The sequence below is a fragment of the Lactobacillus hominis DSM 23910 = CRBIP 24.179 genome (genome assembly GCF_000296835.1).
GTDB lineage: Bacteria > Bacillota > Bacilli > Lactobacillales > Lactobacillaceae > Lactobacillus > Lactobacillus hominis.
Window position 1 is genome coordinate 1 of the sequence record NZ_CAKE01000012.1, and the last position, 13,293, is coordinate 13,293.

At 39.9% G+C, this 13,293-nt stretch carries 17 protein-coding genes; all 17 read right to left on the reverse strand.

Features of this window, described 5'->3' with window-relative positions; all coding sequences use genetic code 11:
- A partial coding sequence (locus tag BN55_RS05465) for a tape measure protein (RefSeq protein ID WP_040469374.1) occupies window positions 1-2,405 on the reverse strand: 2,405 nt, incomplete at its 3' end.
- A gap of 250 nt (window positions 2,406-2,655) precedes the next feature.
- The gene (locus BN55_RS05475) at window positions 2,656-3,078 is read right to left on the reverse strand and encodes a phage tail assembly chaperone (protein WP_008470939.1); all 423 of its coding nucleotides are present in this window, start codon (window positions 3,076-3,078) and stop codon (window positions 2,656-2,658) included.
- 11 nt (window positions 3,079-3,089) lie between these two features.
- The gene (locus BN55_RS05480) at window positions 3,090-3,557 is read right to left on the reverse strand and encodes a phage tail tube protein (RefSeq protein WP_008470941.1); all 468 of its coding nucleotides are present in this window, start codon (window positions 3,555-3,557) and stop codon (window positions 3,090-3,092) included.
- A gap of 10 nt (window positions 3,558-3,567) precedes the next feature.
- Window positions 3,568-4,920 carry a phage tail sheath family protein gene (locus tag BN55_RS05485; RefSeq protein ID WP_008470942.1) on the reverse strand — a complete coding sequence of 451 codons (1,353 nt, stop codon included), beginning with the start codon at window positions 4,918-4,920 and terminating at the stop codon, window positions 3,568-3,570.
- Window positions 4,920-5,120 carry a hypothetical protein gene (locus BN55_RS05490; protein ID WP_008470943.1) on the reverse strand — a complete coding sequence of 67 codons (201 nt, stop codon included), beginning with the start codon at window positions 5,118-5,120 and terminating at the stop codon, window positions 4,920-4,922. The genes BN55_RS05485 and BN55_RS05490 overlap by 1 nt, the downstream gene beginning before the upstream one ends.
- Window positions 5,101-5,514 (reverse strand): phage tail terminator family protein, encoded by a 414-nt coding sequence (locus tag BN55_RS05495; RefSeq protein ID WP_008470944.1) that lies wholly within the window; start codon window positions 5,512-5,514, stop codon window positions 5,101-5,103. Before BN55_RS05495 ends, BN55_RS05490 begins: the two co-directional genes overlap by 20 nt.
- Window positions 5,507-5,944, reverse strand: coding sequence for an HK97 gp10 family phage protein (locus tag BN55_RS05500; RefSeq protein WP_008470945.1), 438 nt, complete (start codon window positions 5,942-5,944; stop codon window positions 5,507-5,509). Before BN55_RS05500 ends, BN55_RS05495 begins: the two co-directional genes overlap by 8 nt.
- On the reverse strand, window positions 5,945-6,307 hold the full coding sequence (locus BN55_RS05505; protein ID WP_008470946.1) for a hypothetical protein: 363 nt from the start codon (window positions 6,305-6,307) through the stop codon (window positions 5,945-5,947).
- Window positions 6,308-6,310: 3 nt separating this feature from the next.
- The gene (locus BN55_RS10000) at window positions 6,311-6,691 is read right to left on the reverse strand and encodes a head-tail connector protein (RefSeq protein WP_147614495.1); all 381 of its coding nucleotides are present in this window, start codon (window positions 6,689-6,691) and stop codon (window positions 6,311-6,313) included.
- A gap of 58 nt (window positions 6,692-6,749) precedes the next feature.
- Window positions 6,750-7,829 carry a hypothetical protein gene (locus BN55_RS05515; protein WP_008470950.1) on the reverse strand — a complete coding sequence of 360 codons (1,080 nt, stop codon included), beginning with the start codon at window positions 7,827-7,829 and terminating at the stop codon, window positions 6,750-6,752.
- Window positions 7,829-8,377, reverse strand: coding sequence for a phage scaffolding protein (locus BN55_RS05520; RefSeq protein WP_008470951.1), 549 nt, complete (start codon window positions 8,375-8,377; stop codon window positions 7,829-7,831). The genes BN55_RS05515 and BN55_RS05520 overlap by 1 nt, the downstream gene beginning before the upstream one ends.
- Window positions 8,378-8,520: 143 nt before the next feature.
- Window positions 8,521-9,603: a minor capsid protein gene (locus BN55_RS05525; protein WP_008470952.1), complete on the reverse strand. Its 1,083-nt coding sequence runs from the start codon at window positions 9,601-9,603 to the stop codon at window positions 8,521-8,523.
- A complete protein-coding gene (locus BN55_RS05530) occupies window positions 9,593-11,053 on the reverse strand; it encodes a phage portal protein (RefSeq protein ID WP_008470953.1) in 1,461 nt (486 codons plus the stop codon). The genes BN55_RS05525 and BN55_RS05530 overlap by 11 nt, the downstream gene beginning before the upstream one ends.
- Window positions 11,044-12,273, reverse strand: coding sequence for a PBSX family phage terminase large subunit (locus BN55_RS05535; RefSeq protein ID WP_040469377.1), 1,230 nt, complete (start codon window positions 12,271-12,273; stop codon window positions 11,044-11,046). The genes BN55_RS05530 and BN55_RS05535 overlap by 10 nt, the downstream gene beginning before the upstream one ends.
- Window positions 12,236-12,745 (reverse strand): small terminase subunit, encoded by a 510-nt coding sequence (locus BN55_RS05540; protein WP_040469378.1) that lies wholly within the window; start codon window positions 12,743-12,745, stop codon window positions 12,236-12,238. The genes BN55_RS05535 and BN55_RS05540 overlap by 38 nt, the downstream gene beginning before the upstream one ends.
- A 65-nt stretch (window positions 12,746-12,810) precedes the next feature.
- A complete protein-coding gene (locus tag BN55_RS05545) occupies window positions 12,811-13,044 on the reverse strand; it encodes a hypothetical protein (RefSeq protein WP_008470956.1) in 234 nt (77 codons plus the stop codon).
- 10 nt (window positions 13,045-13,054) lie between these two features.
- Window positions 13,055-13,228 carry a hypothetical protein gene (locus BN55_RS10005; RefSeq protein ID WP_008470958.1) on the reverse strand — a complete coding sequence of 58 codons (174 nt, stop codon included), beginning with the start codon at window positions 13,226-13,228 and terminating at the stop codon, window positions 13,055-13,057.
- Window positions 13,229-13,293: the final 65 nt, after the last annotated feature.

Genomic DNA, 13,293 nt, shown 5'->3' on the forward strand with positions numbered 1-13,293 from the left:
GCTACCATCATCATGGCAGCCGCTCCTACCATAATCATTGCTGCAGCTACCAGCATTAAAGCAGCAGCTACTATTAGCAGACCGGCACCTAGTACAATCACGGCTACACCAAGTAGTAAGATACCAACTGCAGCAATCATAGCCACAGGTGCTACAAGCATCAAAGCAACCGCCATTAGCATTAAGCCGACGGCGGCAATTATTCCACTAACCGCGATAAGCATTAAAGCTACTGCCATTAACATCAAGCCGATTGCACCAATAATTGAAAATGCAGCGACTAAGCCAAGACCCACGCCAAGTAGTATCATACCGACTGCGGCAATCATGACGAACACGGCAACCAATGCTAAGCCTATGCCTAACATGATCATTCCAACCGCCGCAACTAATGCGCCGACACCAACTACTATAAGGGCTACCCCTAATAGCAAGGCACCCACTGCAGCAATTGCTAAGCCTATGGCTAAGGCAACTAAAGCAACTGCCAGAACTACAATTCCGATAGCTCCAATAATTGCGGCTAAGCCAAATACAGCCATCGCACCAGCAAGAGCAAGAATGCCAAGTGCGGCGCTGGTTCCATATTGTGAAATAATCGGCAATTGAGTAGCTAGAAGTGCCATTCCAGCACTAGCAATAAATATAGCTACACCAATGATTAGCAGTGCTGCCGCAAACATCAGGAATCCTACAGAAGCGGCAATCATGCCGGGACCCAGAAACTTTACAAGTACTGCTAGAACAGCAATTGCTGCAATCATACCGAAGAATACTGCAATTGCTGCGCCACCCGAACTAGCTAGTTTTACTGCTGAATCAGTAAGTAGCTTAAAACCGACTCCTACTAAAACAATTGCACCACCTACCATAAAAAGAGCGGCACCTAATTTCATAAAGGCTCCGGCATTACTTAGGATCTTCCCAGGTTTGCCGGTATCAGGAGTCTTTGTTTCTGGAACCTCTGGAGTCTTAGGGGTTTTAGGCGTCTTCATTTTCTTAAAGGCATCTGCAATTCCTGTGATGGTTCCTTTGATCTTCTTATAGGTCTTAAACAAAGCAAGAGCAATTGCGATCGCGGTAACGCCTTTAGCAACTTTGTTTAAACTGTCAGCATCTAGCTTGCTTAGCAGCTGTAAAGCCATAACGATGCCAGTAATCACTAAGCCCTTTGTATTCATCTTCAGAATACCAAATGCTACGGCTAGCAATCTTAATGTTCCTGGATCAAGATTACCAATGACGTCGGCCAGTGCTCCCAATCCTTTAGCTAGTCCTGATATGGTACTACCACTCAAACTACCTAGAATTTTAAAGAAACTATTACCAGAATCATCGCTATCATCTAGTGTGTTCATCAAGTCAGTTAAGGCATCAACCAAAGAATGGAAAAGATCTATCAGTGAGTCGCCAACATCAGCATCATTAAAGCCGTCCATGAACTGATCAAAAGCTAATTTAATCTTATCGAACGTAGGAATTACATAGTTAACTGCATTAACCAATCCATCACCTATGGAATCCCAGTTAAGATCGCCTAGCTTATCAGATAATGAAGATATCGCTTTAATTCCTATCTGGCTTAGTTTTTGAAATTGCGGCTGCAAACCATTAGCAAGGGTTTCTTTTAACCCATCCATTGCTTGACCAACCGTCTTATATTCTGTAGCCATCTTACTGAAGTTGGCGTTAGTTCCTACTTTAGCAACTGCGTTTAAGAAGTCCTGAGTTTTAATTTTCCCGTCCTGGATTTTCTTAATCATATCTTGAGTGGACATCCCCATAGACTTAGCAACCGCTGAAATACCGGCTGGTGCTTGTTCTAGCATCAGTTTAAAGTCTTGCCATTGTACGGTTGGCTTTGCGGCCATTTGAGTAGCTTGTTGAGATAGAGTCTTCATGGCTTGCTGTGGATCAGCGGCAGACGCAGCTAAACCACCAAAGCCTTTAACCAGCTGGCCAACATTCTTGGTACCAACGGCGGCAAGTTGTGAGTAAGTAGTGGACATGTCAGAAGCACTATAGATAGTTTGCTGGGCGAATTTTTGCATGTCAGCCTTGGCAGATGCAATTTCAGCTGGAGATTTCCCTAGCTGGTGCATATTACCCTCAAATGTCTGCCATGATACACTAGCCTCATTCAACTCACCTAGCATTGAGCTAATACCGTTTTTAGCCATTCCCATACCAGCACTAACCGCATTACCTACTATGTTAGCCCCTAGCATCGATTTAAAAAGCCCGTCTGATTTCTTCTCTGCACCGCCAAAGCTATTGGTTCCACTGGATAAAGCGCCTTTCAGAACTTTCATCCCTGTTTGTGCTTTTCCTAGTCCACTGGCTAATTTACTTAAAGCACCAGAAAATGCATCATTAATTTTGATAGTTGTACTAATTACGCTCATGTATGACCTCCTTTCTTTTTAAATTTAATAAAGAAAAAAAGGCAAAGCCTAACCGTCTTCTATACGTGTTTTGACCTTGCCTTTCTCTTTGCTTTTCGTTCCTCTTCTTCTTCAGTTTTTCGTCGGACTTCAATTGAAGCTACGACTAGAGCCTGCTCTCTAAGTGACATCGCCGCCCATTGTTTAGGTGTCCAGTGGTACTCGTTAAGTACGTAATGATAAACGGAAAAGTCACCCACAGACTCGGTTATTAGTTTTTTGCTTCGTCCTTTAAGACTTCAGCATCATCAGAATCGTCATTCAAACCACAGATTTCCATGACTCTGTCAGACAATTCACTATATTCACCAGCGGTTAGCATGGTTTGAAGTAACCCTGAAGGATCAGCAATGCAGCCATAAGACTTTTGTAATTCTTCATTATTCAAACTTGGAGAAACTACAGCACGTTCCATAACTAAACCGGAGAACTTATCTTGATCTGTGTCATTTTCATATTGGTGAGTTTTCTTATTGAGAACTCTGCGAGTCGCTTCTTTTCTCAAACTTGAAATTTCCTTCATGTTCAATGACTTAATCTCAAAAGGAGATTTGAAGCGTTTAAACTTCACTTGTTCATGTTTAACTGGGCTTTCTACGTTTTCTAATAAAAAGTCTGATACACTAGCGGTCATTTAAAATCCTCCTATAATCCTTTAAATTCTTGAACTAGGCTTACGCCTTCAAAAGTGAGGTCTGATTCCCACTCCATAACTCCATCATCTGCTTCAAAGTCAGCAATCGGTATATCATCTAAGTTTACATCTTCAAGTTGAACAACTTCTTTACCAACTCTTGAAGTAGGGTCTTCAATAGTTAAAGTAGCAGTAAAATATAAGTCCCCACCTTGTTGGGTGTAAGGAATACCATACTTCAACCAATTAGAGTTGATTAAGTAGCCGCCCATAGTACCAGTACCTTCTACAGAAGTAGTCTTCTTTAACTTCCAGTGGTTACCAAGTACTTGAACATCTTCTTTGTTCTTTTCAATCTTTGCGGTGAACTTATTACATTCAATCAAATTGATAACTTCACCGTTGATTGTGATTGACAATTTAGCATCTTTTGTTGAAATGGTGTCTCTACCATTTAAGAAACGATCAATATCAGCCATCTAAGCCCTCCTATCCTACTACCACAGTCATGTAAAGCTTTTCCATAGCATCTACAGGTGTGATAGCCAAATTAACTACAATTGAGTCAGAATCGTTGCCTTTTTCTACAGTGATATCAGAGTTCTTGAAGTCTTGAATGATGTTTTTGTTCATCAAGTCAGTCAAGTAACTGATACGGTTTGCTTTGAAAAGATCACGACCTGCTGCGTTGTTACCAACCTTGCCTAAGAAACTTTGTTCAAAGACTTGTTCAGTGTTAGTAGCAATTTCATCTAAGGTTCTCATTACGCGGTTCTTGCTGAAGACCTTAGGCTTGGTGCCTGAAAACTTGGTCAAAGTATCGATATCTTGTTCAATAACAACTCTTTGACCTGGTCGAGTGGTAAACAGAACTTGACCATCATTAAGAGCCTTAATAGTCTTGTCATTATCCAATTTAGGGAAAGCACTAATAGCATCGGTTACTTCGTAGTAAGTAAGTGATGTTGCTGCATCTGCACTTGCTGAAATACCAGCAAAGAAACCAGTAGCATCTTTAGCGCTAATATTTGAACCGTCGTTCAAGGTGTAGCCATTAATTACTGCAGAAACGCCTTCATAGTTGTAGTTAGTAGCACCATCTGAAGGAATGACTGCACGAACCTTGCGACCTTCGTCTTCACGCAATCTCTTTAGTGATTGCACTAACAATTGATTTAAGTTGCTCTTGATATCCAAGCCTGCAGTAGTTACAACTGCATAGTTTTCATTTTCAAGTGCATCGTTAATCATTGAAGTTAAATCTGAAATTCCTTCAGTAGTTCCACCTGTCAAAGTTCCTGATGCATTTGACACAGTGGTATCTTTATCGCCAGTGGTTGCAAGAGTTGCGGTCACGTAGTCATTACCGGTAAAGTCACCAAGTGAATGAGCATTGATAATTTGTTCATCAACCACGCTAGTGCCAAATAACGTTGTTACCTTCAAATTGTCTGGGTCGTCTGGCTTAAGTTCTACGCTAACGGTTAGCTTGTTTCCCTTTTCGCCAGGATACTTAGCAGTGATAACCCAAGGCATACCGTCCTTTTCAAGCTTTGCAGGAGTACCAGCACTAGGATTTAAGAGCAATACAGTTTCAGCGCCCTTTAAAGTTTCCTTAAGAGCAACTAAGTCTGGATCTTCTAAAGTGGTTCCAATCTTTTCAATAAAGTTGGAACCGCTAGTCAATTCGATTACTCCAGAATTACCCCAGCCAAGTGACTTGTCACGTAACATTAGGACACGTCCTGCAACTGACTCGATCACAGCCTCGCCATTACCAACAACATTGATATAAGCACCAGGACGGCGCTTGTTTTGAATTTTCCAAGTTCCTCCAGCCATTACATTCCCTCCTTAAATTTCTTCAATTCCTTATCCACTTCAGTTAGTGAATATTCTTTGTTTTCGTCTAAAACGATTTTTAAAATATCCCGTTCTACGCCATTAAAGTTAGAACTAGTTACTAAGGCTTGCTTAGTAAACTTTGGTTCTGTCTTGGCTTTAGATACAGTTTTCTTGGTGTCAGTCTTTGACTCCGCCATTTTGTTCAATCCTTTCCATGCTTGCTACGTCTTCGACTGGGTGCATATCTAGACGCAGATCAAACTCAAACGTTAACGTCTGTTGGTCTGAGTCTGGGTGTGTACTGCGATTAGTTACGGTCGCATAGTCTTTTAACGCGCAAAAATTATCTAAAAGCAATTCTTCGACACGCTCTATATCAGCGTTTGGATTGTCTGGATTAGCAAAATAAACAATCTGGTAAGAATACTTTCGCACTTGAATACCAAAAAGGCGGTTCGATGACTCCGTATCTACTTTGTGAATGTAGAATGACGGAACATCGAAACCGCTCTTTTGGTTTTCTGAATAAATTGTTTTGCCGGGAAAAATCTCGGCTAGCCTTTCAGCTATTTTTTCAACATTATCAATCATTGAATAAATCTCTAAGCACCCACAGGCTAGGTTCAATCATTTCAGGTAGTTGCTTATTGATCTGGTCTGACGACCGTTTCATAAAGAACTGGCCAGGCACCCAACTTGCTTTAAGTCGCTTCTTGATTTTAGGAACAAAGCGCCCTGGGGTTTGTCTGTGCCCTCGTTCAACATAAGAAGCGTACTCTTTGTTATTAGTCAGTTCTAATATCCAGCCACCACCGAAATTGTGTGGACTACCAGCAGTCCACGCTTTTCTAAGCCCACCAGTATCTACAGGTGTGTTTGCTTTCAAGGTACGCAGTGATTGCTTACCAACACGCCTGAATGTCTTAGACATATCTCGTTTAACTTGCCCGGTATTTATCTTGTCAGACACCTGGCTAGCCCAGCGTTGGAATTCATCGTCATCGATTGTCCCTAAGCCCATCTATGCCTTCTCCTCTCTGGTTAATGCTACTTCTTGGTGGCTGTAATAGCCTGTATACCCCTTGCTAGCGCGCTTGTATTTAGTAACCTGTCCGTTTTGATCGGTCACTACTACACTCACACCAGCTGGTATATTAATTCCATTTCTAATAATCATTTTTGCGTCATACTCATCTGCGCCGTAAAACGACTGTGTGCCAGCTTTTTGATTTTTTAAGATGATCTTACACGGTTCATCTTTAATTAACGTCACAGCCTCATTATTTGTGATTGCTCCATGCTTTACAGGCTTAGTGCCTATAATTGTGACTCGATCAGTCCATAACAAGGGAATAGCACGCCTTAATTTGTTAAAATAGCTCATTTACTACACCACCACCCTGAAGTTATTCAAGATGTTGGTATAGTTATCGCTGATTGTATTGATTTGTTGCAACGAAGCATAAACGTCAGCTTTTGACTTGAACGTTATACTTGTATCGCCTTCGCTAAGTGATTGAACATCGCTACCAGCATCTTCGCCTTTGCTTAGTGCTAGATAGTCATGCGTTTGGATTACTTGCACAGTCATATCAACGACTGTGTAATCTAAAGCACTAGGCAATTCGTCAATAGGGATATTCGTGTAATTTGACACGTCCCAGATAACCTTGCTTAGCGCATAACTAACAACAGATTTACGCACATCTTGATACTTCTTAGCATCATCATCACTTAAACCAGATAAATCGGCAGGCGGCAGCAACAAATTGACCTTTTCCAGCAACTTGCTATAGCGTTCAGTATCTACTAACATTGCTTAGCTCCTACTTAATCAAGCCTAATAATTCGTCCTTAGTAGTCTTGCCAGCGTGGTCGATACCGTGGTCGTCTAAATACTTAGTGATTTCTGCAACAGTGTTGTTTTTATTTGGTTTCTTGTCTTGTTCTTCAGTCGCTTGGCGACCTTGGTTGTCGGCTACGGCTTTATCTTTATCAGCAACAAAGAATTCGATACCTCTAAATTTAGGTCTTAACAAAAGAACATCATCGTATGATTGTTCGTAGTATAACCAGTTACCAGCGTTTGCAGCTGCTGGAGCGTCTAAGCCAACGAAGTCATATTTTTCTGGAGCAATTTGTGCGCCGTTCCAGATAAGCATCATTTTAATTTGTTGAGCATCATCCACAGTCTTAGAACCGTTTGAGAAGTCGAACTTAGTTTGGAATAAATCTTCTGGAACTGGAACAATAGTTACTTCGTCAAGTGAACGTACAGTGCGGTTAATGTTTTGAGCATCGCCAACAACGATAGTACGGTTAATTGCTTCAGCTTCTTTGAGCATGTAGTAAGTAGCAATATCAACGTACAAAATACGACCTTTAACAGGAACTCTTGCGTTATCGAAGTTACGCATCAATTGATCGTAAGCTTGTAACACGTTCTTAGAGTCCAAACTTTCGGTGTGAATACCTTCGCCCTTGTCTAAACCTTCGTTCTCGTTAACTTTTTGACGTTGATCGAACAATTTAGAGAACATTTCACGGTCTTTTTCAGGCATCTTGCTATCTAAGTTGTATTGCTTAGTGATGTTAGCAATGGTCAAGACTTGGTTACTTTCGTCAATGTCTGAAGGGTCTACTAAAGTGCTCCAGTAACGTTCGTTAGTCAATTCGTAAACATCGTAGTCTAGTGAATAGTTAGCTGCTGGAGTTGTGATGGTACGTCTTTCACGATCTTGACGACCTGACAAAATGGACAAACGAGGGACTTTAATGTGCTTAGCGTCCATAAATGAAATTTGATTGTTAGAAGGGGACTGCCACAAAGCACTTGAGTATAAGTTATCCGGGTAGTAGCCTTCGATTACGGCTTGTTGATACTTATCAGCGTAATTAATTGCCATTATTTAGATTCTCCTTTAAATACATCTACCATTGTCTGAACTGGGTCGGCATCTGTAGGCTTACCGTTTGATGGCTTATAGTCTTGGCGATCGCCCTCATCAAATAAGTAGCCGTCAGATTTACGAAGAGAATTAATTTGGTCATCTAAGCCAGTCAATTTGCCATTATCGTCTAGCTTGATATCGTCCATATTAAGCAAGCCTCTAATTGCCTTAGTATTGCGCACTTTCGCCTTGGTTAAAGCATTATCTAAAGCCCCATTTAAACGGGTTTGGCTAAGCTTTTCAGTAAGATCAGCTGTATCCTTCTTGTACTTAGCTTGTAAATCCTTATATGAGTTAGATAATTCTTCGTTATCCTTGGCGTTTGCTTTCAACTTCTTTAAGTCTTTGTCACGCTCTGCAATTTGAGCTTTCAAAGCCTCATTTTCTTCAGCAGTTTCAGCATTGCTTGACTTAGTTTTTTCGATATCGCTTCCGTTAATGTCCATGATCTTCTTGATCTGGTCTTCTTCTAATCCAAGTTCTTCCAATTGTTTTCTTTTCATTTTTAAATTATCCTTTCACACGTTTTATACGAGTTCGCTTCTCTCAAGGCATACAAAAAGAGCAGTTTTACGACTTACTCAGGTCAAATTATTAAAATACTAAATGCTTAATTAACCATACCTCAAATACTGGATATAAGGCACTATAAACCAAGGCTAAGAGTTACAACGCCAGTAAGCTTTTTCCATTTGCTGAATGTTGGCATACGGTTTTGCTTTTTACCTGTAGCCCACTCGCTAAACGTTTGATTTTTAACGAATGTTCCCTTACCAGTTTCGCGGTCACGACTCCAACGAGTTTCTAAATTCGGCAAATCGTCCATGTATGGAACTGTTGTACATCTGCAATAAGGGTGTATTAAAGGGTAGTTAATACCTTCTCTTTTCTCCGATACCTTAAAAATCTTTTCATCAAGATGCGCACATTGGTCACAGGTTCTTGACTCTAATGTTGCTAAGTATTGGTACTTTTCTATGTCTGAGTCTTTATAAAATTGATACGTTGCCTCCTCCGCAGCGTGTCCCATTTCAGTAACTACTAATCTATGGAGGTTGTTATTAGCAACGTTTGAAACTTGTTCCCGTAAGATCTTCACGACCTTTTCGCTAGAATAGCCTAAGAATGTCCCTCTCAGCATCGCATCGGTCAAAGCATCAGGTAAAACCTGCGTGTAATTTTTCCATATACGTTTTGAGAAATCGCTACCCTTCCAAGGATGATAAACAATGTTTTCTAGTTCTTTCTCGTTGAAGTGGCTAAAATTAATATTTATTTTGCCATCGAGAACTTGTTTGTTATACGTCTGGCGTAAATAGGTATCGTTAAATACTTTTATCAAGCTATCACGCATGCGAAGTTCTTCGCTAGCTCCATACTTCTTGCCAAACTCCACCATCTGGTCATGAAGTTGCTGAAGTCTATAAATCCGACTCTTATAATACTCGGTATTCAATTCTTTCTCGTATCCTCCAGCCCTAGCCTTTGCTTCAAATTCATCAAGGGTCATGCTCCAATTAGTAGAATGACTAAGATCTTTAGCAGCTTGTTTTAAATCGGTGCTGTTTTCACTGGCATAACGTTGAAGATAGTTAAGTGTCTCTTTTTCGACTTCTTTTTCTAAGTCCTTGAGCCTAGACTTCATAGCAAGTTCATACTCAGCAGAGTCTTCTAAGCGTTTCTTTTTAGCTTGCAAGCCCCTATTGCGCCAGTAAGTACTACTTTTCATCGTCTAAGTCCTTGTTATCGTCCTTATCCTTGTCTTTGCTGTCGCCATTACTATCTTCATCATCTAGGGTATAGTCATCGCCAGCATAAGGGTCACTAGTTTCAGCATCTTTTTTAAGATCTTGTAACTCTTGTTGCCAATCATCGACAATAGGGTTAGCTCTTGCAATTGCTTCTTTAGAACTGTAATTAGCAACAGCTGACAATGTTTGAGCCTGTGACAAACTATCTTCAACTCTGGTGCGCTTCCACGTTTGTGTAATCTTACGTCCATCTGGGTCGCTTAAATGCAAGAATGTCATAATCGCACGCACTAAATCATTAATCGAGTTAGTAAAGTAGGATTGCGTAGTGGCTGCCTTAAGTTCCAAGTTAGAATAGAGCATCTTAATAGCCGTACCACTGGCGTTAGTTGTCTCAAACTTAGCTGGGTCAATGCCTTGTCCTTCAGTGAATAGGTTTTCTCTAGTTAAATCCAGCAAGGTTTTACGAGCCTCTACAGGAATATCAATAGTTAACTTGTCAACGCCCGACTTGTCGCCATTACCAGCATTGTTGAACTTGATAGCCTTGTAGTCACGTAGATCTTTCATGAATGTATCAAGATCAGTACCGCCGTAATTGTTAAGCACTAAGATAACTTGCTGAACGTCTGTAACATCGTTTAAGAACCCATTATAGATATGGTCGTACGCATCTATTAAGCCTTTGTATCTAAACAAGTCTGGTTGTTGGAACATGTTTTTAGGGAATGGAATAAACGGCACGCGTCCAAAATCATGGTTAAATGTGTTGCCGTCCCCAGTATCAAAGCCAGCTGTCACATCGTAATTATGAATGCGGTCATAAGGCTCAATTACTTTCTGATTATTAGCTTGCGTCTTGAAGAATTGCCCTTGCTTAGCCGTCCAATATTCATGAACTGTAAAATACTTGCCACTATCTTCATCTAATTCTTTATAACTTCTTAGAACTCCAATTAAATGAGTATCTAAAGTTGTGTCATAAATAGGCACAATCTGGTCAGGGGCAATAATTCCGTATCTAAAATTACCTGCGTCATCAATCCAATAATGTAACCAAGCAACACCAGCGTTAGCAGCGTCAACAACTAACTTGCTACATACTAGTGAGAATTGATCTCCTAGCACTTTTTGTATTTTCTGATTATCACTATCAGACCCCACATCAACAATTGGAGCTGTAGTAGTTAAGTAACTAGCCTCTTGATTTACTAGTAATTGGTGCCAGTCATTGGAGATACGATTATCAGCTTGACGCAATGGGTCGTCTTTTTTGCCATCTTCCTTGATAACAGAACGGCCATCATTTCTAAGCGTGATGTCATTCTTGTTATTGTAATACCGCATTGACGTATCATATCTAGTCTTGAACCTGTTACGTTGATCACTAGTATTCCTTAATAATTGCTTTAATGCACTTATGTCCAAGGGACAAAACCTCCTTTCACATTGCGGCTGTAAATTGCATATCTTAAAGCATCTAGCCTATCGTTATGTCTTACTTCATTTTCTTTTAAAGGCTCGCCTGTCTTCTCGTCCCATGCGTATTGATAAATCTCATCTAGCAAGCCTTCTGCTGCAGTATCTACAATGAAGAACTTGCCTTCACGCATCTTCTTTGCTACGCATTCAATACCAGGCAATACGTTCTTATTAGCATTGATACAGTTAATATCATTGGCTTGGAACTCGTTAACGTTATCAGGTCTAGCAGAGTCAGCATAAAAAATAAGATTGCGTCCAAATCTTGTCTGTAAGTTCTGTGCAATCTTAACCCAGTAATTAATGAACTTGTGCTTCTGTGTGTAGTCTTCCAAAACGTATGTGTTACCGTCCTTATCATCACCCAATAAGATAATCGGATTAGGGTGTTCATAACCCCAGTCAACGCCAACATAGTAATCTAAGCCATCAGGAACACGATTTCTCGGAATTACCATTGTATCTTTGTTGAAATCTTGATAAACAATTCCGTCACCTGTAACCCATTGACCAAGAATTGAACGATCATAAAACATTCCTCTTGGAGTAGCAGCTTTTAAAGATTCAACATAATCTTTTGAAAGGAATGTGTTGTCGTCAATTGTAAAGCTAAACGCCTTAATCCGCGCCTTAGGATCATGATTATCTATGTAATCTGTCTTAAGCCAATGTGTAGGAATATCAGGGTTTGTGTCACAGATAATTCTTGCTGATCCAACAGAACAACGCTGCACAATTTCCTGAAAAACTTCATGTGTGGCTAAACTTGCTTCGTTGATATATGCTCCGTAAGAAGTCATACCACGAATAGCACCAATTCCTCGAACTGATCCTGTATAGGCTGGCACTATATCAATGCCGAAAAGATGATAATGCCCATGCCTGTCAGTCTTCATTACTATTCCGAATTGATTTTCAATTGATGAGATGACGTTTGTATAGATTGAATTTGAACTATACCCTGCAAGAATGTATTGCGGGTGTGGTTCTTTTTCTCTTTCAGCAAGTTGCTTAATACGTTTTAGTTCTAGCAAGAACAGATAATTGTCTATTACTGTCTTACCAGCACGAACAGCACCATTTAAAATTAAGTACTTCCAATCATCGTTAAGGTAGGACTGCAACACCTCAATCTGTTTCTTCGTTAGTAGATTTATCAGTGCCACCTTTTCCTGCCTCCTTAATTAGCTTATCTAACACTTGATCTAGTTGCTCGTTGTCTTCTGTGCCTAATCGTTCAGCAACAACAGCCTTAGCTTCCTTAATACGAGCATCAGCTTTAGTACTTCTAATCTTAGCCAGTACCAACTCACGCTCTTCTTTAGACAATTGACTATCGTTGTATTTATCTCGCCAACTATTCTTCAAAAAGAAAATCATTGCTGTGGTGTTACCTGACAAGGCTTTTTTCAGCAATGCGTTTTCTACAATGATATTAATTTCTTCACGGCCTATTTTTAGAGCCTGTCTAATCTGTACATGTTCACGTTTCCATTTATTTAACGTGTTAATACTGATACCCATATTATGGGCTATTTGAGCATCGGTAAGACCATCACGTTTCCAACCTTTAAGAAGCTCAAGTTTACCCTTGTCTAGCCACTCTTTATACATCGCTCTAGCCATTGCAAGTAACATCACCACCTTTAACGCAAAATAAAAGGCTACTCTTTCGAGTAACCTAAAATAATTAATTTCAATAATTAAAATACGAATACATATTTATCTGGAACTAAAACACCATTAATATTTACTTTTTTACCATTGTTATTAAGTCCATAACCGTGACTACCATTCTCGTAAGATTTTCTATCAATTTCAAATATTTCATTGGTGTATTTCTTGCTACTAATATGAGCTGGGTTCATAGCCTTTTCTGCGGTTATTAATCCTAATTTATATGCAATTTTATTTTCAACTCGTGCGTAATATTTCATAATAACCTCCCTATCTTTTTGAAGCTCTAAGCATTTGTCTTGCTTCTTTTAAACCAACTTCACAATTTTTAATTTGGTCAATCCAGTTTTCATACATACTTGATTTTAAATAATTAAAGTGTAACTTTTCATACCCTGCTTTAAATTCTAATTCGTTTACGATACTTACTAATTCTGTATTCATAATTTGTTACCTCGTGCTTTTCTTTACATTGTCATGATAGCTCTGACACCGCACAAGTCCAGTCT